Annotated in this window: 28 protein-coding genes; 16 read left to right on the top strand and 12 right to left on the bottom strand. The window is 67.0% G+C overall.

Annotated features, from left to right (window positions below; translation table 11 throughout):
- Nucleotides 1-19 precede the first annotated feature (19 nt).
- From hppD to KCG34_RS09680, 3 genes are all read right to left on the bottom strand, one after another.
- Nucleotides 20-1,102, bottom strand: coding sequence for a 4-hydroxyphenylpyruvate dioxygenase (hppD, locus tag KCG34_RS09690; protein ID WP_249138279.1), 1,083 nt, complete (start codon nucleotides 1,100-1,102; stop codon nucleotides 20-22).
- Nucleotides 1,103-1,350: 248 nt separating this feature from the next.
- Nucleotides 1,351-1,698, bottom strand: coding sequence for a hypothetical protein (locus KCG34_RS09685; protein ID WP_211940158.1), 348 nt, complete (start codon nucleotides 1,696-1,698; stop codon nucleotides 1,351-1,353).
- Nucleotides 1,699-1,776: 78 nt separating this feature from the next.
- Nucleotides 1,777-2,544, bottom strand: coding sequence for a hypothetical protein (locus KCG34_RS09680; protein ID WP_211940157.1), 768 nt, complete (start codon nucleotides 2,542-2,544; stop codon nucleotides 1,777-1,779).
- A gap of 175 nt (nucleotides 2,545-2,719) precedes the next feature.
- On the opposite strand from KCG34_RS09680, the gene KCG34_RS09675 reads away from it, so the two are divergent.
- A complete protein-coding gene (locus KCG34_RS09675; protein ID WP_211940156.1) occupies nucleotides 2,720-4,249 on the top strand; it encodes a tannase/feruloyl esterase family alpha/beta hydrolase in 1,530 nt (509 codons plus the stop codon).
- A gap of 10 nt (nucleotides 4,250-4,259) precedes the next feature.
- Entirely contained in the window at nucleotides 4,260-4,856 is a 597-nt protein-coding gene (locus tag KCG34_RS09670) for a hypothetical protein (protein WP_211940155.1), read from the top strand.
- Nucleotides 4,857-5,106: 250 nt separating this feature from the next.
- On the opposite strand, the gene KCG34_RS09665 is transcribed toward KCG34_RS09670, so the two are convergent.
- The 3 genes from KCG34_RS09665 to KCG34_RS09655 form a co-directional block, all read right to left on the bottom strand.
- On the bottom strand, nucleotides 5,107-6,300 hold the full coding sequence (locus KCG34_RS09665) for an acyl-CoA dehydrogenase family protein (RefSeq protein WP_211940154.1): 1,194 nt from the start codon (nucleotides 6,298-6,300) through the stop codon (nucleotides 5,107-5,109).
- Between the two features lie 73 nt (nucleotides 6,301-6,373).
- Nucleotides 6,374-7,630, bottom strand: a complete 1,257-nt coding sequence (locus KCG34_RS09660) for a cytochrome P450 (protein WP_211940153.1) — start codon at nucleotides 7,628-7,630, stop codon at nucleotides 6,374-6,376.
- Nucleotides 7,631-7,894: 264 nt separating this feature from the next.
- Nucleotides 7,895-8,512, bottom strand: a complete 618-nt coding sequence (locus tag KCG34_RS09655) for a nitroreductase family protein (RefSeq protein ID WP_211940770.1) — start codon at nucleotides 8,510-8,512, stop codon at nucleotides 7,895-7,897.
- A gap of 73 nt (nucleotides 8,513-8,585) precedes the next feature.
- Here KCG34_RS09655 and KCG34_RS09650 point away from each other — a divergent pair, with 73 nt between their 5' ends.
- From KCG34_RS09650 to KCG34_RS09635, 4 genes are all read left to right on the top strand, one after another.
- On the top strand, nucleotides 8,586-9,209 hold the full coding sequence (locus KCG34_RS09650; RefSeq protein ID WP_211940152.1) for an NUDIX domain-containing protein: 624 nt from the start codon (nucleotides 8,586-8,588) through the stop codon (nucleotides 9,207-9,209).
- 46 nt (nucleotides 9,210-9,255) lie between these two features.
- Nucleotides 9,256-10,089 carry a serine O-acetyltransferase gene (cysE, locus tag KCG34_RS09645; RefSeq protein WP_211940151.1) on the top strand — a complete coding sequence of 278 codons (834 nt, stop codon included), beginning with the start codon at nucleotides 9,256-9,258 and terminating at the stop codon, nucleotides 10,087-10,089.
- Nucleotides 10,090-10,180: 91 nt separating this feature from the next.
- Complete coding sequence (locus KCG34_RS09640) at nucleotides 10,181-10,387, top strand: DUF3126 family protein (RefSeq protein WP_211940150.1); 207 nt, start codon at nucleotides 10,181-10,183, stop codon at nucleotides 10,385-10,387.
- A complete protein-coding gene (locus KCG34_RS09635) occupies nucleotides 10,384-10,926 on the top strand; it encodes an AAA family ATPase (RefSeq protein WP_211940769.1) in 543 nt (180 codons plus the stop codon). The genes KCG34_RS09640 and KCG34_RS09635 overlap by 4 nt, the downstream gene beginning before the upstream one ends.
- 10 nt (nucleotides 10,927-10,936) lie before the next feature.
- Here KCG34_RS09635 and KCG34_RS09630 read toward each other — a convergent pair whose 3' ends face one another.
- Both KCG34_RS09630 and ybaK read right to left on the bottom strand, forming a co-directional pair.
- Nucleotides 10,937-11,476 carry a hypothetical protein gene (locus KCG34_RS09630; RefSeq protein ID WP_211940149.1) on the bottom strand — a complete coding sequence of 180 codons (540 nt, stop codon included), beginning with the start codon at nucleotides 11,474-11,476 and terminating at the stop codon, nucleotides 10,937-10,939.
- Nucleotides 11,477-11,608: 132 nt separating this feature from the next.
- Nucleotides 11,609-12,082, bottom strand: coding sequence for a Cys-tRNA(Pro) deacylase (gene ybaK, locus KCG34_RS09625; RefSeq protein WP_211940148.1), 474 nt, complete (start codon nucleotides 12,080-12,082; stop codon nucleotides 11,609-11,611).
- 462 nt (nucleotides 12,083-12,544) lie between these two features.
- Between ybaK and KCG34_RS09620 the strand changes: the two genes are divergently transcribed.
- Nucleotides 12,545-13,363, top strand: coding sequence for a hypothetical protein (locus KCG34_RS09620; RefSeq protein ID WP_211940147.1), 819 nt, complete (start codon nucleotides 12,545-12,547; stop codon nucleotides 13,361-13,363).
- Between the two features lies 1 nt (nucleotide 13,364).
- Here the strand turns inward: KCG34_RS09620 and KCG34_RS09615 are convergent, their stop codons facing one another.
- On the bottom strand, nucleotides 13,365-15,161 hold the full coding sequence (locus tag KCG34_RS09615; protein ID WP_211940146.1) for a B12-binding domain-containing radical SAM protein: 1,797 nt from the start codon (nucleotides 15,159-15,161) through the stop codon (nucleotides 13,365-13,367).
- A gap of 105 nt (nucleotides 15,162-15,266) precedes the next feature.
- A complete protein-coding gene (locus tag KCG34_RS09610; protein WP_211940145.1) occupies nucleotides 15,267-16,184 on the bottom strand; it encodes an SDR family NAD(P)-dependent oxidoreductase in 918 nt (305 codons plus the stop codon).
- A 111-nt stretch (nucleotides 16,185-16,295) separates the two neighbouring features.
- Here KCG34_RS09610 and KCG34_RS09605 point away from each other — a divergent pair, with 111 nt between their 5' ends.
- The 7 genes from KCG34_RS09605 to KCG34_RS09575 all read left to right on the top strand — a co-directional run bounded on the left by KCG34_RS09605 (nucleotide 16,296) and on the right by KCG34_RS09575 (nucleotide 21,429).
- Nucleotides 16,296-17,114, top strand: coding sequence for an SDR family NAD(P)-dependent oxidoreductase (locus tag KCG34_RS09605; RefSeq protein ID WP_211940144.1), 819 nt, complete (start codon nucleotides 16,296-16,298; stop codon nucleotides 17,112-17,114).
- 38 nt (nucleotides 17,115-17,152) lie between these two features.
- Nucleotides 17,153-17,791 carry a nitrile hydratase subunit alpha gene (gene nthA, locus KCG34_RS09600; protein WP_211940143.1) on the top strand — a complete coding sequence of 213 codons (639 nt, stop codon included), beginning with the start codon at nucleotides 17,153-17,155 and terminating at the stop codon, nucleotides 17,789-17,791.
- Nucleotides 17,788-18,447 carry a nitrile hydratase subunit beta gene (gene nthB, locus KCG34_RS09595; RefSeq protein ID WP_211940142.1) on the top strand — a complete coding sequence of 220 codons (660 nt, stop codon included), beginning with the start codon at nucleotides 17,788-17,790 and terminating at the stop codon, nucleotides 18,445-18,447. The genes nthA and nthB overlap by 4 nt, the downstream gene beginning before the upstream one ends.
- Nucleotides 18,434-18,790: a nitrile hydratase accessory protein gene (locus tag KCG34_RS09590; protein ID WP_211940141.1), complete on the top strand. Its 357-nt coding sequence runs from the start codon at nucleotides 18,434-18,436 to the stop codon at nucleotides 18,788-18,790. Before nthB ends, KCG34_RS09590 begins: the two co-directional genes overlap by 14 nt.
- A gap of 176 nt (nucleotides 18,791-18,966) precedes the next feature.
- On the top strand, nucleotides 18,967-19,503 hold the full coding sequence (locus KCG34_RS09585) for a TadE/TadG family type IV pilus assembly protein (protein WP_211940140.1): 537 nt from the start codon (nucleotides 18,967-18,969) through the stop codon (nucleotides 19,501-19,503).
- Nucleotides 19,500-20,039, top strand: coding sequence for a TadE/TadG family type IV pilus assembly protein (locus KCG34_RS09580; protein ID WP_211940139.1), 540 nt, complete (start codon nucleotides 19,500-19,502; stop codon nucleotides 20,037-20,039). Before KCG34_RS09585 ends, KCG34_RS09580 begins: the two co-directional genes overlap by 4 nt.
- Nucleotides 20,040-20,052: 13 nt before the next feature.
- Nucleotides 20,053-21,429: a pilus assembly protein TadG-related protein gene (locus KCG34_RS09575; RefSeq protein ID WP_211940138.1), complete on the top strand. Its 1,377-nt coding sequence runs from the start codon at nucleotides 20,053-20,055 to the stop codon at nucleotides 21,427-21,429.
- Between the two features lie 18 nt (nucleotides 21,430-21,447).
- On the opposite strand, the gene KCG34_RS09570 is transcribed toward KCG34_RS09575, so the two are convergent.
- Together KCG34_RS09570 and KCG34_RS09565 are read right to left on the bottom strand one after the other, a co-directional pair.
- Nucleotides 21,448-23,160: a class I adenylate-forming enzyme family protein gene (locus KCG34_RS09570; protein WP_211940137.1), complete on the bottom strand. Its 1,713-nt coding sequence runs from the start codon at nucleotides 23,158-23,160 to the stop codon at nucleotides 21,448-21,450.
- Between the two features lie 79 nt (nucleotides 23,161-23,239).
- A complete protein-coding gene (locus KCG34_RS09565) occupies nucleotides 23,240-23,692 on the bottom strand; it encodes an Lrp/AsnC family transcriptional regulator (RefSeq protein ID WP_211940136.1) in 453 nt (150 codons plus the stop codon).
- A 109-nt stretch (nucleotides 23,693-23,801) separates the two neighbouring features.
- Between KCG34_RS09565 and KCG34_RS09560 the strand changes: the two genes are divergently transcribed.
- Nucleotides 23,802-24,998, top strand: a complete 1,197-nt coding sequence (locus tag KCG34_RS09560; RefSeq protein ID WP_211940135.1) for a methionine gamma-lyase — start codon at nucleotides 23,802-23,804, stop codon at nucleotides 24,996-24,998.
- A 73-nt stretch (nucleotides 24,999-25,071) separates the two neighbouring features.
- The gene (locus KCG34_RS09555) at nucleotides 25,072-26,019 is read left to right on the top strand and encodes a M15 family metallopeptidase (RefSeq protein WP_211940134.1); all 948 of its coding nucleotides are present in this window, start codon (nucleotides 25,072-25,074) and stop codon (nucleotides 26,017-26,019) included.
- Nucleotides 26,020-26,033: the final 14 nt, after the last annotated feature.

Genomic DNA, 26,033 nt, shown 5'->3' with positions numbered 1-26,033 from the left:
GCTAGGGGAGAAGGGTTCATCACGCCGTCGCCTTCGCCGGCAAGACCCCGCGGCGGATCTGGTCCAGCTCAAGGCTTTCGAACAGGGCCTTGAAGTTGCCCTCGCCGAAGCCTTCGTTGCCCTTGCGCTGGATGATCTCGAAGAAGATCGGACCGACCGTGTTCTCGGTGAAGATCTGCAAAAGGATGCCCTGGTCCTCGGTGGGCGCGCCGTCGATCAGGATCTTGTCGGCCTTCAGCCGCTGCAGGTTCTCTTCGTGGCCCTTCACCCGCGCGTCCACGCCGTCATAATAGGCGTCGATGGTGTCCTGGAAGGTGACGCCCCGGTCGCGCATGGTTTCGACCGAATGGTAGATGTCATCGGCGCCCAGGGCGATGTGCTGGATGCCCTCGCCGTGATAGTCCTTCAGGAACTCCTCGATCTGCGAGTGCTCGTCCTGGCTCTCGTTCAGCGGGATGCGGATCTTGCCGTCCGGGCTGGTCATGGCCTTGGAGATCAGGCCGGTCTGCTGGCCCTCGATGTCGAAATAGCGGATCTCGCGGAAATTGAAGATGCGCTCGTAGAACTCGGCCCACTTGCCCATCTGGCCGCGATGCACGTTGTGGGTCAGGTGGTCGAGATAGGTCAGGCCGACATTGTTGCGGGCCTCGGCCTCCATGGCTCCGTCGATGGGGACAAAGTCGACGTCATAGATCTCGTGCGCGCCGTAGCGGTCGACCAGATAGAGGTTCGAGCCGCCGATGCCCTCGATGGCCGGGATGTTCAGCTCCATCGGCCCGACCGGCCCGACGACCGGCTTGGCGCCGCGCTCGACCGCCAGCTTGAAGGCCTTGGCCGCATCGCGTACGCGGAAGGCCATGGCGTTGGCGGAAGGGCCGCGCTGGGCGCGGAACTCGGCGGCCTGGCCCACGGGCTCCATGTTGAGCAGGAAGTTGATCTCGCCCTGCTTGTAGCGGACCACGTTCTTGGAGCGGTGGCGGGCGACGGCCGCAAAGCCCATGCGCACGAAGCGGTCGGCCAGCGCCTCGGGGTCCGGACTGGTGAACTCGACGAACTCGAAGCCGTCGGTGCCCAAGGGGTTGTCGAACAGGTCTTGCGCCACGGCGTCCTCCAGGTTTTTCGAGGGGCAGAATATGCTAACGGCGGAGCAATTATGTTGCGATCTTGACTGGCTTGTTCGCCTATAGGTCCGATTTGAATGGGCTATGGCAGATATTATTCGGCTTTGTGACTTCTCCAGTTTCGCGAACGGTCGGTGGTCGGGTCCGCCACCATTGCTTAGGAGCATAACGCATTGGCGGCGGACAAGTGTTCAAGTTTGCGAGGGCGAGAGCGTCAGTCGCTGAGGGATCAAAGCTTCAGCGGCGGTTCGCCGCCCCATTTCGTGCTGACAATCATACTTGGCGTTCCGTCAGCCATCTTTCGGCAAACCACACGGGTTGGGTAACGTTGCCTCTTTCGCTTCGGCTCCCAGAAGTCACCCCGCCAGAGATAGCCCCACCGGGGGCTGTGGGTCGACAACTCCGCCGACCACACCACTGGGCCGTCACACATCTTTTCGATCTCGGCTTTGCGTGCGGCGATGAAGTCCGGATCGGGCTCAGCCCGGGATTCGTTGTGTGGCGATGTCTCTGGTAATTCAGGGGGCGGCGGCGAAAGTGCGATAAGATGTTCTAGAATAGTCTTGGCGTCCATCATTCGAATTCCGTGAATATTGCCTGCGCATGGGGTAGTCTGATTGACTGCTTTTCTCGCATAATTTATTGGAATTTATCTCTACCATTTGTGTCCAAGTTTGAGTGGAATGATGAATCCGCCCCGCGCGAGCAGCATTCCACCATCTGGATAAAGGCAAATATCTTCCCTTTTGAAATTTCTTTCCCCAAGTTTGACAAGGTATTCACAATCTCTGTTGGCTGAAGCGCACTCCTGAGTCTTATCGTAATAATCTCCTCCTCGAATATTGCTGATGCATTCGTTCAGAAACATATGGTTGATAATCCTTGGATCTCGAAGAGTTTCTTCGAATTTATCTCTGATCGCCTTCGGTATATTGTCGTTAGCTGGCTCATAGTTCGACGCCGGCATGACATGCGCGCCTCCGGTTCCGGCGTCGCTGGCGTCTGACCCGCCGCCGCCCCCTCCGATGTCGTCAGCGAAAGTCCATCGTCCACGCTCATCGCGAGGTTCGCTCGGGTCGTATTTGACGAGAGCCACGTGGGCCTTGGCCAGCCTAGAGGCGGCTTCCGGGTTCAACTCGGGAAGCGCTATCTGCGCAGTAGCGACCATCGCTCGCGCCACTTCGCCTCGATTCAGCGCATCAGCGACCACGGCCAAGCGCGGCTGGATCTTCGTCGGGTTGAATTCGAAGCCGTAAGCGCTGCTCAGCAGCTTGCCGATCTCGTCGGCTGGACGGGGCGCGAAGCCATTGATCGTTCGTTGGAGCAGGGGGACACCCGCGAGCGTCATTCCATCCAGCGTGCAGTCGGCTCCCTGGCCAGTGCTGATTCCAATGGAGGGGATGATTTGGCGGCTTGACAACATTCGGGGCTCCTTGTTGTGATAGTTCCCTTTACGTTCTGTTTTTGTTCTAAAGTCAAGGTTGCGTTGAACCATCGGAAACGGTGGTCACTGGCCTCGACGTCAACGGGACAAGGCGCCTACAAGAAGTGGCCGAACAAGCTAAGCTCGACCTCAAATGGTCGAAAGGGAGGGCGTCATGGGCCGGCGGATCATGATTGCAGCGGCAAGCACAGCCGCGGTGCTGGCGGCGGCGGGCGGGGCTCATGCCCAGACCGCGTGCGAGGGCCTGACGGGGTTGAAGCTGGACCATGCCAGCGTGACCGGGGCGACGGTGATAGCGGCCTCGGGCGCCCTGCCGGCCTATTGCAAGGTGCTGGTGACCTCCAAGCCCACGCCTGACAGCGACATCCGCATCGAGGTGGCGATCCCCGAGGGCGCGGCCTGGAACGGGCGCTATCTGCAGGTGGGCAATGGCGGGTTCGCCGGGACCATTCCGGAAAGCTCGATCCGCGTCGGCCTGGCCAAGGGCTTCGCCACCGCCGCCACGGACGACGGCCACCAGGACCCGATCGGCACCGACGCCAGCTGGGCCCTGGGCCATCCGGAAAAGGTCAAGGACTTCGGCTATCGCGCGCTGAAGGAGACCACCCTGGCCGCCCGGGCGGTGATCGCCGCCTATGAGGCCAAGCCGGTGGCCAAGGCCTATTTCGCCGGCTGCTCGGACGGCGGGCGCGAGGCGCTGATGGAGGCCCAGCGCTATCCGGACGACTTCGACGGCATACTGGCGGGCGATCCGGCCAACCACTGGACCCACCTTCTGGCCGCCGCGGCCTGGAACGCCCAGGCGCTGTCGGCGACGCCCGGCAGCTACATCCCCGCGTCCAAGCTCAAGGCGATCGAAACGGCCGAGCAGAAGGCCTGCGGCGACGCCGACGGGGTGATCGAAAATCCCCTGGCCTGCCACTTCGACCCGGCCGTTATCCGTTGCAAAGCCGGCGACAGCGACCAGTGCCTTACGGGCGAGCAGGTGACGGCCCTGAAGAAGATCTATGCCGGAGCGCGCGATCCGCGCACCGGCGCGCACATCCTGGCCGGCTTCGATCCCGGCGGCGAAGCCGAGCCGGGTGGCTGGGGCGTGTGGTTGGTCGGCGCCGCGCCGGGGGCCAAGGGCCATGCGGCGCAGTACGAGTTCGGCCGCAACTTCTACCAGTTCATCGCTTTCGGCGACGCCAACTACGACATTACCAAGCTGACCTTCGGCGCCCAGCTGGACCCGATCGACGCAAAGTGGGGGCCGGTCCTGAATTCGTGGAGCGACGACCTGTCGGCCTTCAAGGCCCGCGGCGGCAAGCTGATCCAGTACCATGGTTGGGCCGACCCGGCGATTCCGCCACGGGACTCGATCGACTATTTCGGCCGGGTGCAGAAGAAGATGGGCAATACGGCCAGCTTCTACCGCCTGTTCATGGCCCCGGGCATGCTGCATTGCGGCGGCGGGCTGGGTCCCAATCCCGTGCATGGCGTGGGCCTGGACGCCCTGACCGCCTGGGTCGAGGACGGCAAGGCGCCGGACCAGCTGGTGGTCGCCAAGCGCGCCGGCGACAGCCCGGCCGGCCCGGTCCTGCGCACTCGGCCGCTATGCGCCTTCCCCCGCCGCGCCGAATGGGACGGCAAGGGGGATCGCGACAAGGCGGAGAGCTGGCGGTGTGTGGCGGGGAAGGGGTGAGGGGCTTGCCGTGACTGGTGAATCAAAGCCCAGGATCGTCAGCTTTCCGACCGAAGAAGAGGCTAAGCTCGCGTTCGAAGGTTACGCGCTGGCCTTAGGGCGGGCCATCTACGCTTGGAATTTCCTTCTGGAGCGGTTGGCGCGGCTCTTTGTCGTCGTTGTGGATGCAGACAGACATCGATTGCTTCGCGTCTGGTACGCCGTTGATAGCGATCGGACCAAAATCGGCATGCTTCGAGAGGCTATCCAAGCGTCTTCGGAAGGTCGATGGCTTCCAAATATGCCTTCCGCCAGAAAAGATTTGGATTGGCTGTGTGTTGAAGCGCAGAATCTAGCGGATCCAAGGAACAACGCTGCCCACGCCCCAGCTACCCTTGTTTCAGATCCTGACGGTCATCGAATGATGGCTTCACCATTCAGTCTCAATGTTCGTGCAAAGAAAATGAGTGGCCAAGATCTACTTGTGGAGTTCAGTTGGTTAGAGGGGTGGGCCGACGAACTCTCGAGATTCGCGGAGAGGGCTGAAAGTGCGCTGCATCCCGCTGGTACCTACCCATGGCCGCCAAGACCAAAAAAGCCGGAGAAGCCACGCTACTCAAGCAAATAGCCCTTGCTGGATATTGCCGTGCTTGTCTCGGTCACATTAGCAGCTTGTCCGCCTCCTCGCCCACTCCCGTCCCAAAGCCTTGAATGCCAGCCTGCTACGGCCTGAGACCGCGTCAAGGACGGCGCGGAGCGCCGCCGCGGGGCGGCGACCCCGCCAGGGGTCGTCCTTGACCCGGCCTCAGGCCGTAGCTCCAATCTCGCCAAGGGTTTTGGGGCGAAAAGCCATCTGACGATGGCCCTCTGACGGCTCATCACCCCGCCAGCATCCGCCCTGCGATGACGTTGCGCTGCGTCTCGCTGCTGCCCGAGTAGATGCTGGCTGCGCGCACGTCCAAGTGCTTGGCCATGGCCCTCGCGCCGGCGTCGAGGGCGTCGCTGGCTAGGCCGAGGGCGGGCAGGGCCGCGGCGGCGTAGGGGCCGGCGACTTCGGCGGCGAGTTCGGCGACCTTCTGGTGCAGTTCGCTGCCGACCAGTTTCAGCATCGAGGGGGTGGTCTGTTCGCCCGCCAGGGGGCGGCCGCCGGGCAGGGCGGCCAGCTCCAGCTGCTCGAAGGCCTCCAGCTCGATCATCAGCTGGGCCAGGCGCGGGCGGATGGTCGGCTCCAGCGGCGAAGCGGCCTCTACGACCGCCGCCTGGACCCGGTTCAGCGCGCGGCGGACCAGGGCGGCGGGGGTGTTGTTGGAGCGGGCGAGGGCCATCAGCCGCTTGGCCACGCTCCAGCCGTCGTCCTCCTCGCCAACGCGGTTTTCAACCGGCACGCGCACGTCGTCGAAGAACACCTGGTTCAGCTCGTGCTCGCCCGAGAGGCTGGTGATCGGGGCGACGGTGATCCCGGGGCTGTTCATGTCGATCAGGAGGAAGGTCAGGCCCTGCTGGCGCTTTTCCCGCGTCGAGGTGCGCACGATGGCGAACATGCGGTTCGCAAGGTGCGCGCCGGTGGTCCAGATCTTGGAGCCGGTGATGCGATAGCCGTCGCCGTCGCGGACGGCGCGGGTCGACAGGGCGGCGAGGTCGGAGCCGGCGCCAGGCTCGGAAAAGCCCTGGCACCAGAGGTCCGCACCCGAGAGGATGCGCGGCAGGAAGCGGGCGCGCTGGGCCGGGGTTCCCATCTCGATCAGCAGCGGCCCCAGGCTGCGGATGCCGCCGGCGAACAGTACGGGCGCATCGTTCAGCGCGCATTCGCGGTCGAACAGGAAGCGCTGGCGCGCGCTCCAGCCGGCCCCGCCGAAGGCTTCGGGCCAGGCCGGAGCGATCCAGCCCCGGCGATAGAGCCGGCCGTGCCAGACGCGGCAGGCCTCGATGTCGGAATGCACCCCCAGGGTCTGGCGGCCGGCCTGGCGGAGATCGGGGGTCAGGGCCGTGGCGAGAAAGGCGCGCACCTCGGCCAGGAAGGCGGCGTCATCCTGGGGTGGGGCGGGAGTAATGGTTGGCGCGAGGTTGGCCATGGCCGTAGGGTGCGGCGGGTGCGGCTGTGCGCGCCTTAATGCAGGTCAAGTCGCGCCGCCGCTGCGGCCGCCGCTAAGCCCGCAGCTCCAACCGCTCCAACCCCCTGAAGAACGGCAGCGTCCGCCATTCCGGCGCCGCCTCCGGCTCTGCAAACCGCAGGTTCGGGAACCGCTCGAACAGCTTGCCCAGGGCCACCTGGGCCTCGAGCCTGGCCAGGGGCGCGCCGATGCAGATGTGGGCGCCGCCGCCGAAGGCGACGTGGGGCTTGCCCTTGCGGTTGACGTCAAAGCGGTGCGGGTCCTCGAATACATCCGGGTCGCGGTTGGCGGCGCGCAGGGAGAAGGTGAAGGCCTGGCTGGTCTTCACCGGGCAGCCGCCGACCTCCATGTCGCGCGAGGCGATGCGGCCGGTGATGTCCACCGGCGGCTCGTAGCGCAGCGTCTCTTCCACCACCTGGTTGATCAGGCCGGGATCGGCTTTCAGCTTGGCCAGCTCCTCCGGGTGCAGCAAGAGCAGGCGCACGGCGTTGCCGATCAGGTCGGTGGTGGTCAGGTTGCCGCCGATCAGCAGGGCCGAGAGATTGATCTGCAGCTCGACGTCGCTCAGCGGCGCGCCCTCGCCCTGCAGGCGGGTCATGTCCGAGATCAGGTCGTCCTGCGGATTGCGCCGCCGCTCCTCGATCGTGGCCGCGAAATAGGCGCTCAGGGCCTCGCTGCACCGCTCCATCTGGGCGGTCTGGTCCTCGTTGCGGAAGGGATTCAGGCTCTGGATCACCCCCTCCGACCATTCGCGGAACTCGGCCAGGCGGCTGTGCTCGACCCCCAGGATCGAGGCGATGGCGTCGATCGGGATCGGCACGCAGAAGCGGCTCATCAGGTCGAAAGGCTGGCCCTGTTCGGTGATGGCGGCGATGGCGTCGAGGCTGCGGTCGACGATCTCCTCCACCTGGGGCCGCGAGCGGGCCACGCGGGCGTAGAAGGCCTGGACCAGGGGGCCGCGAATGCGGGCGTGGTCGGGATCGTCCAGCATCAGGATGCTGGTGGTCTCGCCGCGCGCGGCGCCCTCGGGGACCACGTCGGCGAAGCGGCGCTGCATCACCGCCGCCTCCTCGGCGTTCAGCGGGTCGCGCCACAGGCTGCGGTCCGAGACCAGCGGGCGGATGTCGTTGTAACGGGTGAGGACGAAGGTGCCGGAGACGTTGTCGCGATGCACCGGGCAGCGGGCGCGCAGGTCGTCCAGCACCTGATGCGGATCGGCGCGGTAGGTCGGGTCCAGCGGGGTCAGCTGGAAGATGGTCGGCAGCGGCTTTGTGTCTTGCGGCTCGCTCATGGGGACGCCTCACGCGGGGAGGAGAAAACTTACGGCGCGCACCATGCCATAAGTGTCCCGGGGTAAGCCAAACACAATTCGATTTTCCCTTCCCCCCTTGTGGGGGAAGGAGGGGCCCGCCCGCATTGCGGGTGGGAGGATGAGGGGTCGCGCGGGCGGCTGGATTGGCTAAGAAGTCTTAGTTGCGCGCTTTTCGCGCGCGTCCCCTCATCCTCCCACGCCTTCGCCGCAGGCCCCTCCTTCTCCCACAAGGGTGAGAAGGGTTTATGGCGACCACCACCGCGTCAACCCCGCCACGTCCGGCCGCACGCGCTCCAGCGGCGGCTCGCCGACGGCGCCCAAATAGACGAAGCCGGCGACCTGCTCCTCGGGCTCCAGGCCCAGCAGCGTCCCGACACGGGGATCGAACGAATACCAGTCGGTGATCCAGTTGGCGCCGAAGCCGGCGGCCTGGGCGGCGTTGACCAGGCTGATGCAGACCGCGCCGGCCGACAGGCGCTGCTCCCATTCGGGGATCTTGCCGGGGATGTGGCGCGAGATCACCACCACCGCCACGGGCGGCGCGCGGAACTTGAACATCGCCCCCTTGGCCTTTTCCGCATCCGGGTGGGTCTCGGCCAGGCGGTCGAGCTCGGCCTCGAAGGCGGCCTTGGCCTCGCCTTCCAGCACCACGAAGCGCCAGGGCGAGAGCTTCCCGTGGTCGGGCACGCGCACGGCCAGGCGCAGAAGGTCGTCCAGCTGGTCGCGGCTGGGGCCCGGCGCGGTCAGGGTCGCCGCCGAGGCCGAGCGGCGCAGGGCCAGGAAGTCGAGCACCGGCTGATTGCGGGCCGGCGCGGGCAGGGCGGCGCCAAATTCGGGTTCGGGCGGCAGGGAGGAGGGCAAGGCGATCTCTTCTGACAGGGCGGGCTTCAGGTATAAGCCGCCCGTCGCCACGGCAAGGAGGGCAGGGTCCGGCATGACGCAAAAACCCGACTGGACGGCGCCTGCGGGCGAGCCCTGGGTCAGCCGCAGCGAGCAGGTGGTCTATGAGAACCCCTGGATCACGGTGCGCGAGCACCAGGCGACCGCGCCGACCGGGCGGCCGGCGCTCTATGGCGTAGTCAGCTTCAAGAACCTGGCCCTGGCGGTCCTGCCGCTGCACGAGGACGGGACCGTGACTCTGGTCGGCCAGCATCGCTTTCCGTTGCGCGACTATGTCTGGGAGATCCCCGAGGGCGGCGGGCCGATGGGCGAGGACCCGCTGGCCGGGGCGCAGCGGGAGCTGAGGGAGGAGACCGGCCTGGTGGCCGCCGAGTGGCGCCAGGTGCTGCGCTTCCAGCTCTCCAACTCGATCACCGACGAGCGGGGCCTTGGCTTTGTCGCCACCGGCCTGACCGAGGGCGAGGCCGCGCCGGACGAGACCGAGGTCCTGCAGGTCGCCCGGGTTCCGTTCCGCGAGGCGCTGGGCCTCGCGGTGCGCGGCGAGATCACCGACGCCCTGACAGTGGCGATGCTGCTGAGGGCTTACCATATGGCGCAGGAGGGCGAGCTGTCGGCGGCCCTTTCGAATGCTATGTTAAGGCCCGCAGGCCATCCTTAGGGACAGACAGGTCTTTTTTAGACCAAAGGAATTAGGGGCGAAACGCATGTCGCAGTCACGGCTCGAGGTCGTCACCCCGCAATCGCCGCCCCCGGTGTGGGCCGCGCTGCGCAACGAGGCGGCCCATGCGGCCCAGACCGAACCCAACCTGGCCTCGCTAATCAATGCGGTGGTCCTGAAGCACGACCGGCTGTCGGCGGCCCTGTCCTACCAGCTGGCGCGCAAGCTGTCGGACCAGGAGCTGCGGGCCATGAGCGCCCGCGAGATCGCCGAAGAGGCCTATGCCGCCGATCCGACCATCGTCGACAAGGCCGAGGCGGACCTCAAAGCCGTGTTCGAGCGCGACCCAGCCTGCAAGGGCTATGTGCAGCCATTCCTGTTCTTCAAGGGTTTCCTGGCCCTGCAGACCCACCGCATCGCCCACTGGCTGTGGAGCGAGGGCCGCGACACCATGGCCTTCTACCTGCAGAGCCGCATCTCCGAGATTTTCCAGGTCGACATCCATCCGGCCGCCCGGATCGGCTCGGGCGTGTTCATCGACCACGGCACCGGCATCGTCATCGGCGAGACCGCGGTGGTGGGTGACGACGTCTCCATGCTGCACGGGGTGACCCTGGGCGGCACGGGCGCCGAGCGTGGCGACCGCCATCCCAAGATCGGCAAGGGCGTGCTCCTGGGCGCCGGGGCCAAGGTGCTGGGCAACATCCAGATCGGCGACTACGCCAAGATCGCCTCGGGCTCGGTGGTGCTGAAGCCGGTGCCGTCGGGCTGCACCGCCGCTGGGGTGCCGGCGCGGCTGACCAACTGCCCGACCTGCGAAGCGCCGGCCCGGACCATGGACCACACCCTGGCCGACGAGATCTTCGACTATTCGATCTGAACGGCCCACAGCCGGCGCGTCGATAGGGCTTGCGCCTAGCGTCTAGGCGTCTAGGTTCGCGCGACTCTAACTTCGCCGGGCAGGAGCCGCCGTGAACGACAACGACCTGAAGCGCGTCGAAGCGCATCTGAAGCGCACGTTCGGCAACCCGCACGTGGCCGTCAAAGCCCGTCCCAAGCAGAAAGACTCGGCCGAGGTCGAGCTGAAGGGCGAGTTCATCGGCGTGATCTACGAGGACGAGGACGAACCGGGCTCGTTCCTGTTCGAAATGGCCATCCTGGCGGAAGACCTGGAATAGTCCCCGGCCGCGTCATCGCCGTCACCGGCTCGCCCGGCTCGGGCAAGAGCACGGCGGCGCGGCTGCTGGCTGACAATTCGCCGGGCGAGCGGTCGGCGCACCTGCATTCCGACGACTTCTACGACTACCTGCGCAAGGGGCGGCTGGCCCCGTGGCTGACCGAGGCCCATGCGCAGAACGCCACCGTGATCGAGGCCCTGGCCGCCGCGAGCTTCACCTATGCCCGCGGCGGCTACGAGGTGATCTTCGACGGCATACTCGGCCCCTGGTTCCTGGCCCCGTTCCGCGCACGGGCGGCGGAGGGGGTCGCTTTTCACTATGTCGTGCTGCGCACCGGACGCGAAGAGGCCCTGGCCCGGGTGATGGCGCGGGACGGGGCCGACAATATCGACGCCGCGGCCATCGCCGGCCTGTGGGATCAGTTCGCCGATCTGGGCGAGTTCGAGAAGCATGCGGTGTCGACCGACGGGCTGACGCCGGAGGCAACGGCGGCCCTAGTCCGTCAGGGCCTGGAGGCCGGCCGGTTTCGCCTGGAATAGGGCGCTCCGGTCAATCGCCCTGATCGTCGAGGGTGGCCTTGAAGCCGAGGCTGTTGGCCCTCTGCTGCAGGCCGGCCAGGCAGGCCCGCGCCTTGCCATTGATCGCGCCGAAGTCGGGCGCCGGCCCGGCGTTGGGCGCGGTGGTGGCGTTGGCCGTCATGGCCAGCTTCTCCAGCCCGTGGGTCTTGGCGTCGTAGGCGGACCAGCAGTCAGCCACGGCGGCGTCCAGGGGCTTCTGGAATTGCTGACCGACCTCCTGGCCGAAACGGAAGTTCACCAGGGTGTTGGCGGTCTTGTAGCACTCGCTCTCGGCGTTCAGCGATCCGTCGTAGCTGATCGCGCCGCTGGCCGCGAGGGCGCGGTCCGCCGCCTTGTCGCAGGCCTGCATGGCCCGGATCGCGGTGTCGGCCTGGCTGACGAAGGCCTGGGTCTGGGCTGGGGTCGGCGGGCCGGAAGGCGGAGGCGCGCAGTCCGCCAGAGCCAGGAGGCCCATCAGGCTGAAAAGCGGGAGACAATGGCGGATCAGGCCGGTCGGCAGCGTAGGCTTCATCGGTCGAGGTGCGCCATGCTGTGGGGACGCTCGATTGATTAACAAGCCTGAACAGAAGCGCAATAGCGCCTCTGCCGAAACGCCCGAGGGTCGGCGCCCGATGATCGCCCAGTTGGTCGCCGCGGCGATCCATCAGGCCGAGATCTCGGCCACGATCGCCTCGAGCGCATCGCGCATCTGCGCCGGATCCAATCTCGCCTGCAGTCCCCTCTGGCCGCCGTTAACGTAGACTTGCGCGTGTTCCAGCGCCGCCCGGTCCAGCACGGTCGGGACCTTGCGCTTCTGGCCGAACGGGCTGACCCCGCCGATGCGATAGCCGGTCATGCGCTCGGCCTCCGCCGGGGCCATCATTTCGGCGCTCTTGCCCCCTGCCGCCGCGGCCAGCTTCTTCATCGCCACTTCGCGGTCCGAGGCCAGCACCACGCAGACCGGCCGGCCATCGACCCTGGTCATCAGGGTCTTGAGCACCCGCGAGGGCGGCTCGCCCAGGGCCTCGGCAGCCTGCAGGCCGATACGCTCGGCGGACGGGTCGTAGTCATAGGCGTGCAGGGTGAAGGTGAGCCCCGCGCGGGTCAGGGCCAGGGTCGCAGGCGTGCTCTTGGACATGCCGCGGTGCTAGCCCGCCGCTGGGTTTTTTTCAAAGGCGGATGATCCGGTCACCCGGCTCATGCGTACCGACAAGTGGCGGTGACGACCATTCCCCGACCCGCCGCCTTTGCGTGACTGGCCCGGCTGGCCCATCCCCCACCCGCCAGCCGGGCCTTTTCCCTGGCGAAAGCGCTGAGCTGGTTCGCGCGGCGAGATGAATCGAGCTTTGACGCAGATGTTTCGATGAGAGCGCCACCGCTCTTTCGGTCTTGCTTGGGCAGCGTCGCCTGCCCGCCGCAAAATTCGCCAAGTTCGATGCAACCTTTGCACTACAGACGCTGTTAACTGTCCCGGGTCATCATGACACGGGCGAAAGCTGCTAGTCATGAAGCTATATTGGCATGGAATCATCGCCATTCTTCAGACGCGGTTACGTGCTGAGAGTGGCGATTCCAGGGTCGATATCCGGGTTGGAACTTGATGCACCGACAGGACCAGGCGCCATGGGATCGGGAGGGCTCGACGCCACGTCGGCGCTCGGCCGGCCACAGGCGCGCCGTGGGCGTCGTGTTCAGCCTAGTAGGGCACGTTGTGGTGCTGATGGCGCTGATGATCGCGCCGCGCATGCCGCCTCAGACGCCCGAACCGACGCCCCTTACCGTAGCCCTGATCGACGGCCGGGCTCTGGCGCCGGCGCCGATCCCCGCGCCCGAGCCGGCCAAAGCGCCTCAGCCGACCCATGAGCGGGCCAAGCCCAAGCCGGTCAAGGCGAGCCATCGTCCCGAACCGGTCAAGCCCCTGACCCGCCACGTCACCGTCGCCCGGGCCGAGGACCCTGCCGCCGCCCGGGCCGCGCGCATCGCCGCCGAGGACGCGCCGGTCGCCACCTCCGTGCCGACCCTCAGCGCCGCCCAATTGGCCGGCGCAGCCAGCGCCGATTCCGGGGAACTGGGCGGGGGGACCTGCGACATGGCCGGCCGGCTGCAGGAGGTGTTGCGCCACGACCACCTGGTGCGCACCGCGGTCTCCAGCCTGACCGGCAAGTCGATCATGGTCTGGAACGGCGAGTGGAAATGGATGCCCGGCGACACAGGCCAGGGCCTGACAGCCGTGCGCCAGGCCCTGATCTGGGAGATCGCCTATGCGCCCGAATCCTGCCGCTCAAGGCAGATGCACGGGCTGGTGTTGTTCTCGGTGAACGAGGCAGGCGGACCGGTGCGGCTGGCCGTGGGCGACAGCGACTGGCGCTGGACCGACCTTTTGGCGCCGCGGGGCGCGGCCAGGACCTATCGGCCCTAATTCAGGCGACGCCCGCCGGCGCCGCCGGCTTCCTGTGTTTGATCATCAACTCGGTGACCATCGCCGTGCGCGCCTGGCGCGCGGCCACGAAGTCGGCGCCGCGGGTCTCGTCCAGCAGGTGTAGGGGCTGGGTTTCCTGACCTACCGGAGCGATGGCGGCGTCGACATAGGCGAACCGGGCTGGGTCCTTGACGGTCTTGCGCATGAACCGCTTCAGTCGGAACCAGGTCGCGTAGGCGCTGATCCCGGTGCTGGCCAGATGGGCCAGGTATTTGGGGTAGAAGACCAGCGGGCTTTCGATCGGCCGCCCGGGACGGCGCTGGCGGCGGTCCTTGATGCGGACCAGGCCGCCCTCCAGCTTGGCCACGCCCTCCAGCCGCACGATCTCGCGATAGGCGGTGAGCAGGCCGCAGGTGATCAGCTTCATGTTCGAGCCCAGCGCGGCCATGCGCCGTATGACCGTGCGCATGTGGTCGAAGGAATAGAAGCTGGCGTGGGCCTCGCGATAGGCGCTCTCCCAATCCTCGTCGCTCATGACGGGGTGGTGGGCGACCCGGTGGTTCAGGTCGTACTTGTTCATGTCGCCGTCCATCCAGGTCCCGGCGTCGACCATCCGCCGATGATCCTCGCTGCCCGGCAGGGGCGTCAGGTAGTTCAGATAGAGGATGTCGATCGGCAGTTCGCGCTTCAGGATCTCGATGTCGTGCAGGATCGAGGCCTTGGTGTCGTGCGGGAAGCCGATGATGTAGCCGCAGATGATGACGAGGGAGTGCTGCTTCCAGGCCAGGAACATCTCGCGATATTCCTCGACCCTGTTCTGCCGCTTCTTCACCGCCTGCAGGTTGTCGGAATTGATGTTCTCGAGGCCGACGAACAGCTGGTCCAGGCCGGCGGCCACACAGGCGTCGATGAAGCCCGGGGTGTGGTGGGCCAGGGTGTCGACCTGCATGATCAGGCGGATGTCGACCCCTTCCTCGCGCCGCATCCGCGCCAGGGTCTCCAGGAACGGCTTCCAGTTCTTGTTGCGGGCGAAGTTGTCGTCGGTGACGAAGTAGCGGCGGATGCCATGGCGGGCGTTGTCGCGGATGATCCGCTCCAGGTCCTCCACGGTGCGGAAGCGGCTCTTGCGGCCCTGGACGTTGATGATGGTGCAGAAGCTGCATTCGAACGGGCAGCCGCGGCCGAGGTCGAAGCTGGCGCAGTTGCTCATGGTCTTGGCCACGATCTCGGGCGCCAGATAGGGCGTCGGCGCGCCGGCCAAATTCGGCGTCGATTTCAAATGATTGTAGACCGCCTTCAGCGCGCCTGCCTTCGCGTCCAGCAGCACCTCGTCCAGCCGGCCTTCTTCCGCCTCGCCGGCGAAGAAGCTGATCCCGAGGCTCTGCGCCTCCTTCAGTTCGACCGGCATCTCGTCCAGCATGGAAAGGCAACCCGAGACGTGGAAGCCGCCGATGCACACTGGGACCCCCGCCGCCCGCAACGGCCTGGCGATGTCGACCGCGCGGGGGAACTGGTTGGTCTGGACGCCGACCAGGAACACCACCGCCTTGCCGCCGCTCTCACGGATTTCGCGCACGATACGGTCCGGGCGGACGATGGTGTTGATCTCGTCGATGACGATCAGGCGGGCGGGCGTATCGCCCAGCACGCCGCGGTCCAGGCTGTCCTGCGTCAGGGCCGTCACGCAGGCCAGGGAGTTGGCCGGGATGATCGAGCGCCACCACTGCACCGGATAACCGTCGTCGTCATAGCGCGTCGGCTTGATCAGGTAGATCGAAAGCGCCCCAGACCCCACCATCGACGACCCCCAGGCGGACAACCGGATTTTCGGAACGGCCGCACTCTGGACCGGCGCCCGCCTTCCCTCAAGGCGGGAAATGCCGCCTGGCGATGGGGCTGCGGGTCAGCCCTTCTTCGCTGGCGCGGCCGCCCAGGGCTGGGACAGCGGATAGAACTGCTCGCTCATCTGCGGGAAGGCCTCGGCCAGGAGGCTCGCCGGCGTCCAGCCCTCGTCCTTGTGCAGGGTCGCGATCGGGCGGGGCTGGCTGTAGAGCAGCACATCGTCGCCGCGGGCGCCGAAGATCTGACCGCTGACGCCCCGCGCCGCCTCGGCGCACAGGGCCACCGCCAGCTTGGCCGGCTGATCGGGGCGGACGGTCTCGGCCATGCGCTTGCGTCGCTCAGCCTGGGCCTCGTCCTTGATCGGCACCGACTGGGTCATCCGCGTCCAGGCCACCGGCGCGATGATGTTGGAGCGCACGTTGCGCGAGGCTCCCTCCATGGCCAGCACCCGCGACAGGCCCATGATCCCCAGCTTGGCGGCGGCGTAGTTGGTCTGGCCGACATTGCCGATCAGGCCCGATGTCGAAGTGAACAGCACGAAACTCCCGTCGTGCTGCTCGCGGAAATGTTCGATCGCCGCCCGGCAGACGTTGAACGAGCCGCGCAGGTGGACGTCGATCACCGCGTCCCAGTCGGCCGGGTCCATCTTGTGGAACATGTGGTCGCGCAGGATGCCGGCCGGATTGATCACAGCGTGCAGCCCGCCGAAGGTGTCGATCGCTTGGCGCACCATCCCCTGCGCCGCCGCGAGTGAGGTGACGCTCTCCGAGTTGGAGACCGCCTCGCCGCCGGCCGCGCGTATCTCCTGGGCCACGGTCTCGGCCGGCCCGGTCGAGCACTCGTCGCCGCCGTGAAGCCCGCCGCCCAGGTCGTTGACCACCACCTTGGCCCCCTCGCAAGCGGCGATCAGGGCGCAGTCGCGCCCGATGCCGTTGCCGCCGCCGGTGACCAGCACCACCTTGCCTGCCAGAACGCCCATCGCGTCTCTCCCTCGACGCCTTTTCGGCTGTCCGATCGTCTTGGGCGGCAGTTGACCCCGGAGCCGCCCTGCTTTCAACATATCGGCGTTCACTGAAAAAAGGAGCGCGCCGTGAGCCAAGCCCACGTGAACCCAAACGGCGCCCTGAAGGGCCGAACCGCCCTGGTCACCGGCGCCAGCCGCGGCATAGGCGCGGCGATCGCCACCCGCCTGGCTATGGAAGGCGCCCGCATCGCCGTCTCGGCCCGCACGGCGGAGGAGGGCGAGAGCCGCCTGCCGGGAACCCTGGCCGAGACCGTCGGTCACATCCGCGACATCGGCGGCGAGGCCGTGGCGATCAAGGCCGACCTCGCCCAGTCGGCCGAGCGCGAGCGGCTGGTTCAGGAAGCGGTCGCCGCCCTGGGGCCGATCGACATCCTGATCAACAACGCCGCCATCACATATTTCATGCCGGTCGAGGATTTCACCGACAAGCGTTTCGCCCTGATGCTGGAGGTGCAGGTGCATGCGCCCTTCCATCTGTCGCAATTGGTGCTGCCGGCCATGCGCGAGCGGCGTCGGGGCTGGATCGTCAACATCTCCTCGCCCGCCGGAATCCATCCCAAGCAACCTTACGGCCCGTTCCGCGGCGGCACGGTCTACGGCATGTGCAAGGCGGCGCTGGAGCGGTTCACCACCGGCCTGGCGTCGGAGGTCCACAGTGAGGGCATCGCCGTCAACGTTGTCTCGCCGGGCTTGGTGGATACGCCCGGCGTGGCGGTGCACGGCCTGATCAACGAGCACACCAAGGACCGGGTGCAGCCGATCAAGGTGATCGCCGAGGCGGTCTATCAACTGTCCAAGGCCGACCCGAAGACCATGACCGGCCGCGTGCTCTATGCCGAGCCGTTCCTGGAGGAGCTCGGCCTGGCGGCGGTCGAACTCGCCTGACGCTTGCCGGCGACTGGCCACGCTCATAGAGAAGCACCATGCACGACCACGACGGCCACAATCATCATCACCATCATGATCACGACCGCGGCCAGGAGCCGCCGTCGGACTGGGCCCTGCGCGTGAAGGCGCTGGAGTCGCTGATGGTCGAGAAGGGGCTGGTCGACCCGGCCGCCCTGGACGCTATCATCGAGACCTACCAGCACAAGGTCGGCCCGCGCAACGGCGCCCGGGTGGTGGCCAAGGCCTGGAGCGATCCGGCCTATCGCGAACGGCTGCTCGACGACGCCACAGCGGCCATCGCCGAGCTGGGCTATGGCGGGCGCCAGGGCGAGCACATGGTGGCGGTCGAGAACACGGCCACGGTGCACAACATGGTCGTCTGCACCCTTTGCTCCTGTTACCCCTGGGCCGTGCTGGGCCTGCCGCCGGTCTGGTACAAGTCCTCGCCCTACCGCTCGCGGGCGGTGATCGATCCCCGCGGCGTGCTGGCCGAGTTCGGCCTGAGCCTGCCCGAGGAGACCGAGATCCGAGTCTGGGATTCTACCGCCGAGATCCGCTACCTCGTCATTCCCGAGCGCCCGGTCGGAAGCGAGGGTTTGGATGAGGACGCCCTGGCCGAACTGGTCAGCCGCGATTCCATGATCGGCGTGGCCCTGGCCAGGTCCCCCGCATGAACGGCGTCCACGACATGGGTGGCATGCATGGCCTCGGCCCCATTGCGCCCGAGGTCGACGAGCCCCTGTTCCATGAACCCTGGGAAGCGCGGGCCCTGGCCCTGACCCTGGCGGCCGGCGCCTGGGGACGGTGGAATATCGACCGCTCGCGGCATCAGCGCGAGCGGATACCTGGGCCCACCTATCTCGCCCTCGGCTATTACGAGAAATGGATCACCGCCCTGATCGAGCTGATGGTGCAGGAGGATCTGGTTACCCGCGAGGAGCTCAAGCGAGGGTCGCCGGCGGCCGGCGCCGCCAGGCTGGATCCGCCGCTGACCGCCGAGCGCGTGCCCGGCGTCCTCGCCCGTGGCGGGCCGACCGAGCGGGAGAGCGGCAGGGCGCCGCGGTTTACGCCCGGCGACCGGGTGCGGGCGCGCAACATCAACCCGACCGGCCACACCCGCTTGCCGCGCTACGCCCGCGGCCATCTGGGCGAGGTCTCGCGCCGCCACGGGGCGCACGTCTTTCCCGACGCCAACGCCCATGGCCACGGCGAACAGCCCCAGCCCCTCTATCAGGTGCGGTTCGACGCGGGCGAATTGTGGGGCGCGGACGCGGCCTTCAAGGGTTCGGTCTATCTCGACCTCTGGGAGGACTATCTTGAGCCGGCCTGACGCCGTCGCCCTGAAGGCGCTTCGTCTGCCGTCCGACGCCGAGGGGCCGGTGTTCGCCGAGCCCTGGCAGGCTCAGGCCTTCGCCCTGGTCGTAGGGCTTTACGAAGCCGGCGCCTTCACCTGGGCGGAGTGGGCCGAGGCCCTGTCCCAGGAGCTGGCCGAGGCAGAGGCGCGGGGGCAGCCCGACGATGGGACCGGGTACTACCAGCACTGGCTGGCGGCGCTGGAGCGGCTGGCCACGGCCCGTGGCCTCGCGCCCGCCGCCGCCCTTGCCCAGCGCAAGGCCGACTGGGCCGAGGCCTACCGCCGCACGCCGCACGGCCGTCCGGTCGAGCTCGGCTGATCCACAGGCGATCATACCCAGCTAAAGCGCCGCTTTGGGCGATAGCCAAGCCAGTCAGCGGGCCCGCCTTAGAGGTTGTTAACTGGGCCTGGGTATTAATCGGGCGACTGAAACCCCGCAGGGTTGTCGCGGCCGCGGCGAGCCGATCGGGACAAGAAGAGGCGCCCCGGCCGCTCATGCGCTTGGCCCTACGCAGGCTGGTCTCCCGATTCCGGCGCGCCGAACGCGGCGCGACGGCAGTCGAGTTCGCCATGCTGGTCACCCCGCTGGTAGGCATCATCCTGGCCTCGCTGCAGACGGCGATCATCTTCGCCTATGACGAGGCCCTGCAGTCGGTGACGCTGAAGGCGGCGCGACAGCTGATGACCGGAACGGCCCAGACCTCGGGCCTGACCCAGGCCCAGTTCACCAACGCCGTCTGCGGTTACGCCTCGCCGGTCTTCACCTGCAGCAACATCATGGTCGACGTGGAGTCGGGATCGACCTTCTCGGCGATCGCCACCGCGCCGCTCAGCCTGACCTACAACGCCTCCGGCGTGGCCACCAACACCTGGAAATATTCGCCGGGCAACGCCGGCGACATCGTCATCGTGCGGGTGATGTACAACTGGCCAGTGATCGCCGCGCCCCTGATGCCGGGCCTGGCCAACCAGTCTAACGGCTCGCGCCTCTTGGTCGGCACCGCGGTGTTCAAGAACGAGCCCTACGGATGAGCCGGCGCGGCAGACTGTGGGCGGCCTTGAGGGACCGGCGCGGCGTCGCCGCCGTCGAATTCGCCCTTTTGATGCCCGTTTACCTGCTGCTCTATCTCGGCGGGTTCGAGGTGTCTCAGGCGGTCGCGATCTATCGCAAGCTGAGCGACACCACGGTCGAGCTGGCCAATATCACCGCCCAGTACACCACCATGTCGTATAACGACGTGAATAGCGTCGAGGCGGCCTCGGCCCAGATCATGGCGCCCTATTCCACCAGCGGGGTGGCCATCGTGGTGTCCGAGATCAGCACCGACGCCAGCAGCCACGCCACGGTCAGCTGGAGCGTGCCTTACAATGGGGCCACGGCCCTGACCGCCGGCGCCGCCTACACCCTGCCCAGCGGCATGGTCACCGCCAGCACCAGCTATATTCTGGTCAAGACCACCTACACCTACACCCCGTCGATCGGCTCGGCCTTCATCGGCTCGATCCCGATGACCGACCAAATCTACATGCTGCCGCGGCAGTCGACCTCGATCTCCTATACCGGCTGAGGCGAACAGGCTGATGACCACAAAGCCCAGACTTCTCGACCGCGCCGGCGGCTTCGCCCGCCGCCTGGCTACGGCCCGGCGCGGCAATGTGGCGATCATCACCGCCTTTGCGATGATCCCGCTGCTGTTCGCCCTCGGCATGGGTGTGGACTACACCATGGCCAAGCGGCGCCAGGACCAGATCAACGGCTATGCCGACGCAGCCGCCCTGGCGGGGGTGACGCCGAACATGATGGCGCAGAACTCGACGGCGGCGCAGACCGCGGCCTCGAACATGTTCTCAGCCCAGCTGTCGACCATCGGCCAGGTGACCTACAACCCCAACAACATCTCGGTCACCGCCACAGACCAAGCCTCGGGCACCAGCCTGAACCGCACCGTCACGGTCAGCTATTCGGCCAATTCGACCAATATCTTCAGCGGCGTCCTCGGCATGAACTCGATCCCCATCCAGGGCTCGTCGACCGCCACCTCCAGCCTGTCGCCACAGATCGACTTCTACCTGCTGCTCGACACATCTCCCTCGATGGAGATCGCGTCCTCCACGACCGGCATCAGCACCATGGTGTCCTACACGTCTTCGCAGGGCGGATGCGCTTTCGGCTGCCACGAGGTCAACCCGGCGGGCGACAATCTTGGCAACCCGTCGAACGTCACCTGCACCAATGGGACCAAGAGCTTCCCGAGCGGCGGCGAGGATAACTATTCGCTGGCCCGTTGCCTGGGCGTGAGTCTGCGCATCGACCTGGTCAACCAGGCGGTCCAGAGCCTGATGAGCACGGCGGCGACCACGGCCAGCCAGAACCACACCACCTATCGCGCGGCGATCTATACGATCGACTACAGCTTCAACACCTTGCAGGCCCTGACCAGCAACCTGACCACGGCCCAGACCTCGGCCGCGAACCTCAGCGCGCTGCAGGTCTACAATCAGAGCTGCGTGACCAAGACCACCTGCAACAACGACGAGGACTCCTATCTGGAGACCGGTCTGTCCAGCGCCAATTCCGTCATGCCCAACCCCGGGTCCGGCACCAGCAACAAGGGCGACACCCCGCAGGAAGTGCTGTTCATCGTCAGCGACGGCGTCGACGACTATGGGTCGGGCAGCAGCCGGATCATGGCTCCGATGGGCACCAAGTCGACCTGGTGCAGCTCGATCAAGAACCGAGGCATCCGGATCGCCTTCCTTTATCTGACCTACAATCCACTGCCGACCAACAGCTTCTACAACAGCAATATCAAGCCGTTCCAACCCAGTATCGCCACCGACGCCCAGAACTGCGCATCGGCTGGCCTCTATTTCGAGGTCGATACCGGGGGCGATATCACTGGAGCCCTGACCCAGTTGTTCGAAAAGGCCGTGGCCACCGCCCACCTCAGCCAGTGAGGCGGGGGTCAGCCGGCGTCAGACGAGGACCGCCTGGGCGTCGTCGAGCTTCAGGGTCTCGCGCAGCTCGCGCTTGAGGAACTTGCCGTTTGCGTTGCGCGGGATCGGGTCCTTGAGGAACCAGACGTAGCGCGGGATCTTGTGCTTGGAGATGTGCGCTTCGCAGTGCTCGCGCAGCGCCTCGACGTGCAGTTCCTGCCCCGGCCGCAGGACGATGGCGGCGGCCACCTCCTCGCCCAGGCGCGTGTCCGGCACGCCGAACACGCAGCACTCGGCCACCGCCGGGTGGTGGTGCACGCAGGCCTCGACTTCGGCGCAATAGACGTTCTCGCCGCCGCGCAGCACCATGTCCTTTTTGCGGTCGACGATGTAGATGAAGCCGTCCTCGTCGATCCGGGCCACGTCGCCCGTATGCAGCCAGCCGTCGGTGATCGACTGGGCGGTGGCGTCCGGGCGATTGATGTAGCCCTTGATCACCGGGGCGCCGCGCACCCACAGCTCGCCGACCTGGCCCTGCGGCAGTTCCTGGCCGTCGTCGCCGACGATGCGGGTCTCGAAGTTCGGCATGGCCGGGCCGCAGCTGGCCGGCTTGCCGACGAAGAGGTCGCCCGAGACCGAAGTGATGATGCCGCAGGTCTCGGTCATGCCGTAGCCGGTGTTGGGCCGGGCGGTGGCCACTTGCTCGTCGATCTTGGCCACCAGGTCCGGCTGCAGCGCCGCGCCGCCGCCGCCGAGCGAGAGCAGGGTGGAGGTGTCGGTCTTGGCGAAGTCCGGGTGGGTGAGCAGTTCGCGCGACATCACCGGCACGCCGCTCATGGCGCTGACCTTCTCCTTCTCGATCAGCCTCAGGGCCTCGCCGGCGTCCCAGCGGTACATCAGGACCAGCTTGCCGCCGGCGGCGGTGACCAGATAGGCGCCGCAGTTGTTGGCGGTGACGTGGAACAGTGGCGTGGTCAGAAGGGCCACGGGGATCGGCGCCGGCGCGTTCGGGTCGATCGGAACGCCCGTGCCCAATGCCGTCGCCAGAGCCTGGGACTGTCCGGAAAACACCAGGTTGAACAGGTTGTTGATGCAGCCGCGGTGCGTCAGCTGGGCGCCCTTGGGCCGGCCAGTGGTGCCGGAGGTGTAGAAGATGCAGGCGTCGTCGTCGGGGTCGACCTTGACCTCAGGGAGGGGGCCGCCCGTGGCGACGACCTCAGCCCAGGGCGTGAGCCCGGCGGGCGCATCCTCGATCCGCACCCCGACCAGCTTGATCCCCTCGGCCATGGCCGGCCGCTCATGCACGCGCTGCAGGCGCTCACGGTCAAGGAACAGGATCTTGGGCGCCGAATCCTGCAGGGCGTATTCCATCTCGTCGGCGACCCACCAGGCGTTCATGCCCACGGCCGCCACGCCGACGCAGACGCAGGCCCAGTAGATCAAGAGCCATTCCGGGTAGTTGCGCATGGCGATCGCCACCCGGTCGCCCGGCTTGACCCCCTGGCGCAGCATCCAGTTGGCCACGGCCGCCACCTGGGCGTGGGCCTGGGCGTAGGTCAGCCGTTCATCCTGATAGACCAGGTAGTCGCGTTCGCCGAAGGCGGCGGTGGACAGCCAGAACTCGCGCACGCTGGGCGGGGCGTTCTTGTAGGCCCTCAGCTTGACGCCGCGGACTTCGACCTCGGCGATTTCGAACGGCGCCCCCGGCGCGGTCAGCTGGGCCCAGGCCTGCTTGAGCTCCTTGTAGTGCATGTCCGAGCGCTCCCAGATGACTTATCGTTGTTAAGCCGGCTAGAGCCCCACGGGCGCGTTGTCAAACGAGATCGAGCCTTCAAGCCGGATACACACGCGTCTGCTTGACCACCCCGTAGGCGAAGCTGGTGTCGATCGAAGCGATGCCGGGAATGGCCCGGATCCTGCGGCGGATGAAGTCCTCATAGGCCTCCAGGCTGGCGACGATCACGCGCAGCAGATAGTCGTCTCCGCCGGCCAGCAGGTGGCAGTCGAGCACCTCGTCCAGCCGGGCGATCTGGCTCTCGAAGCCGCGGATGGTCTCTTCCGAATGCCGCTCCAGGCGGATGCGCACGAACACAGTGATCGGCAGGCCATAGGCCTTCTGGTCCACGAGGGCGGTATAGCCGGTGATCACCGCGGCCGCCTCCAGATTGCGCAGGCGCCTGAGGCATGGCGAGGGCGACAGGTTCACCCGCTCGGCCAGCTCCTGGTTGGTCAGGCGGCCGTCCTTCTGCAGCTCGCGGATGATCTGACGGTCCTTGGCGTCCATGGGACCTCCATATTGGCAGGATCTGCCAATAGATATCTCCAGAGTGGCAGAACTCGCAAGCATCTGCGGCGCGAACCAGCGCAGGATCGCCTCAATCCTGGAGACCCCAATGCCCTTCGACGATGTGCCCCACGAGCCCGGCTTCGCCACCCGCGCCATCCACTTCGGCTATGAGCCGATGGACGAGCAGGGGGCGCTGACCCCGCCGTTGCACCTGACCTCGACCTTCGCCTTCGACACGGCCGAGCAGGGCGGGGCGCTATTTGCGGGGCAGGCGGCCGGCTACATCTATTCGCGCATCGCCAATCCGACGACGGACCTTCTGGAGCGCCGCATCGCCGTCCTGGAGGAGGCCGAGGCGGGCTTGGCCACGGCTTCGGGCATGGGCGCGATCACCGCGGTGATGTGGACCTTCCTGCGGCCCGGCGACGAGGTGATCACCGACGTCACCCTCTACGGCTGCACCTTCGCCTTCATGCGGGACGGCCTGGCGCGGTTCGGGGTCAGGATCACCCATGTGGACCTGACCGATCCGGCAGCGCTGGAGGCGGCGATCTCGCCGGCGACCCGGATCGTCTATTTCGAGACCCCGGCCAACCCCAACATGCGCCTGGTGGACATCGCCGCCATCTCGGCCATAGCCCGCGCCGCCGGGGCCCTGACCGTGGTCGACAACACCTATGCGACTCCCATGGTCACCCGCCCGGTCACGCTCGGCGCCGACATCGTCGTGCATTCGGCGACCAAGTACCTGGGCGGCCATGGCGACCTGATCGGCGGCTTGGTCGCCGGCCGAGCCGGGGACATGGCTCAGGTGCGCGCGGTGGGGATCAAGGACATGACCGGCGCGGTCATGGCGCCGTTCAACGCCTTCCTGATCCTGCGTGGCCTGAAAACCCTGCAACTGCGTATCGCGCGCCATTGCCAGACGGCCATGACGGTGGCGCGAATGCTGGAAGCCCATCCGGCGGTTGCTACGGTCGCCTATCCGGGCCTGGAGAGCTTTTCCCAGCATGAATTGGCCCGGCGCCAGATGCCCGGCTTCGGCGGCATGATCGCCTTTGAACTCGCCGGCGGTTTTGCGGCCGGAGCGGCCATGATGAACCGGCTGAAGCTGGTGCGCCGCGCCGTCTCCCTGGGCGACGCCGAGAGCCTGATCCAGCATCCGGCCAGCATGACCCACTCGACCTATACGCCTGAGGAACGCCATGCCTTCGGCATCTCCGATGGTCTGATCCGCCTGTCGGTGGGGCTGGAGGACGAGGCCGACATCCTGCGCGACCTGCAGCAGGCCTTGGCAGGCTGAGCGCTCGTCGGCTCTTTCCCTGTCGCCATCGACCGGCTTTGATGCCTGGCCTCGAAGGCGAGCGGAGGGCGGCATGGCGCTGAGATCGATCCTGGGGCTGAGCATCCTCGCCGCATTCGCTGCGCCGGCGCTCCCGGGCGACTCCGCACCGCCAGCGCCGAGCGCCGCTCAGCAGCGGCTGATCGGCGAATACGGTCCGGCGACGGACCTTCTAGAAATCTATGAGGCCGGCGGCCGGCTCTATGCTGACGGCCATGGTCTGCATGTCCAACCCCTGGAGAGTGCGAGCGGCCTGAAGGCCGACGGCGGCAGCGTCACCCTGGACGGCGCCCGCTTGCCGCGCCGCGACATCGGGGCCGAGGTGGTAGCCCAGATCCGCGCCGGCGAGCACGGCGATCCGGCGGCCCTGCGCGCGGCGGCCCTGAGGGCGACCCCGCCTGCCGAGCCGCCGGCGAAGCGGGCCATGGACCTGGTTCCGATCACCCGCTTCGACCCGACCATCAAGCTCGACATCCGCTACGCCGGCTCGGACAATTTCATGGGTTTTCCCCTTTACGAGCGGCCCGCGGCCTATCTGCAGCGCCCGGCGGCCGAGGCGCTCGGGCGAGTGCAGCAGGCGCTGAAGGCCGAGGGCTTGGGTCTTCTGGTGCACGACGCCTACCGGCCCTGGTTCGTCACCCGCATGTTCTGGGACGCCACCCCGCCCGAAGACCATATGTTCGTCGCCGACCCGGCCAGGGGCTCGCGCCACAACCGCGGCTGCGCCGTCGACCTGACCCTCTACGACCTCGCCACCGGCCGGCCGGTCGAGATGCCGGGCCGCTATGACGAGATGTCGCCGCGCTCCTACGCCGCCTATGCCGGCGGAACCAGCCGCCAGCGCTGGGCGCGCGACCTGCTGCGCCGGGCCATGGAGCGCGAGGGCTTCCAGGTGCTGGCCGAGGAGTGGTGGCACTTCGACTACAAGGAATGGGCGGACTATCCGATCGGGAACACGCCCTTCAGCGCCCTGCCGGACTAGACAAGCTCCAGCGC

The organism is Phenylobacterium montanum (assembly GCF_018135625.1).
Taxonomy (GTDB): Bacteria; Pseudomonadota; Alphaproteobacteria; order Caulobacterales; family Caulobacteraceae; genus Poindextera; species Poindextera montana.
This window is presented reverse-complemented; position numbering and strand designations above follow the sequence as displayed.

Bases quoted from the DNA above. Each gene is read 5' to 3' on its own strand.
- KCG34_RS09685 (WP_211940158.1), bottom strand. From the start codon at position 1,698: ATGATGGACGCCAAGACTATTCTAGAACATCTTATCGCACTTTCGCCG.
- KCG34_RS09680 (WP_211940157.1), bottom strand. From the start codon at position 2,544: ATGTTGTCAAGCCGCCAAATCATCCCCTCCATTGGAATCAGCACTGGC.
- KCG34_RS09675 (WP_211940156.1), top strand. From the start codon at position 2,720: ATGGGCCGGCGGATCATGATTGCAGCGGCAAGCACAGCCGCGGTGCTG.
- KCG34_RS09665 (WP_211940154.1), bottom strand. From the start codon at position 6,300: ATGGCCAACCTCGCGCCAACCATTACTCCCGCCCCACCCCAGGATGAC.
- KCG34_RS09660 (WP_211940153.1), bottom strand. From the start codon at position 7,630: ATGAGCGAGCCGCAAGACACAAAGCCGCTGCCGACCATCTTCCAGCTG.
- KCG34_RS09650 (WP_211940152.1), top strand. From the start codon at position 8,586: ATGACGCAAAAACCCGACTGGACGGCGCCTGCGGGCGAGCCCTGGGTC.
- cysE (WP_211940151.1), top strand. From the start codon at position 9,256: ATGTCGCAGTCACGGCTCGAGGTCGTCACCCCGCAATCGCCGCCCCCG.
- KCG34_RS09630 (WP_211940149.1), bottom strand. From the start codon at position 11,476: ATGAAGCCTACGCTGCCGACCGGCCTGATCCGCCATTGTCTCCCGCTT.
- ybaK (WP_211940148.1), bottom strand. From the start codon at position 12,082: ATGTCCAAGAGCACGCCTGCGACCCTGGCCCTGACCCGCGCGGGGCTC.
- KCG34_RS09620 (WP_211940147.1), top strand. From the start codon at position 12,545: ATGCACCGACAGGACCAGGCGCCATGGGATCGGGAGGGCTCGACGCCA.
- KCG34_RS09615 (WP_211940146.1), bottom strand. From the start codon at position 15,161: ATGGTGGGGTCTGGGGCGCTTTCGATCTACCTGATCAAGCCGACGCGC.
- KCG34_RS09610 (WP_211940145.1), bottom strand. From the start codon at position 16,184: ATGGGCGTTCTGGCAGGCAAGGTGGTGCTGGTCACCGGCGGCGGCAAC.
- nthA (WP_211940143.1), top strand. From the start codon at position 17,153: ATGCACGACCACGACGGCCACAATCATCATCACCATCATGATCACGAC.
- nthB (WP_211940142.1), top strand. From the start codon at position 17,788: ATGAACGGCGTCCACGACATGGGTGGCATGCATGGCCTCGGCCCCATT.
- KCG34_RS09585 (WP_211940140.1), top strand. From the start codon at position 18,967: ATGCGCTTGGCCCTACGCAGGCTGGTCTCCCGATTCCGGCGCGCCGAA.
- KCG34_RS09580 (WP_211940139.1), top strand. From the start codon at position 19,500: ATGAGCCGGCGCGGCAGACTGTGGGCGGCCTTGAGGGACCGGCGCGGC.
- KCG34_RS09575 (WP_211940138.1), top strand. From the start codon at position 20,053: ATGACCACAAAGCCCAGACTTCTCGACCGCGCCGGCGGCTTCGCCCGC.
- KCG34_RS09570 (WP_211940137.1), bottom strand. From the start codon at position 23,160: ATGCACTACAAGGAGCTCAAGCAGGCCTGGGCCCAGCTGACCGCGCCG.
- KCG34_RS09565 (WP_211940136.1), bottom strand. From the start codon at position 23,692: ATGGACGCCAAGGACCGTCAGATCATCCGCGAGCTGCAGAAGGACGGC.
- KCG34_RS09560 (WP_211940135.1), top strand. From the start codon at position 23,802: ATGCCCTTCGACGATGTGCCCCACGAGCCCGGCTTCGCCACCCGCGCC.
- KCG34_RS09555 (WP_211940134.1), top strand. From the start codon at position 25,072: ATGGCGCTGAGATCGATCCTGGGGCTGAGCATCCTCGCCGCATTCGCT.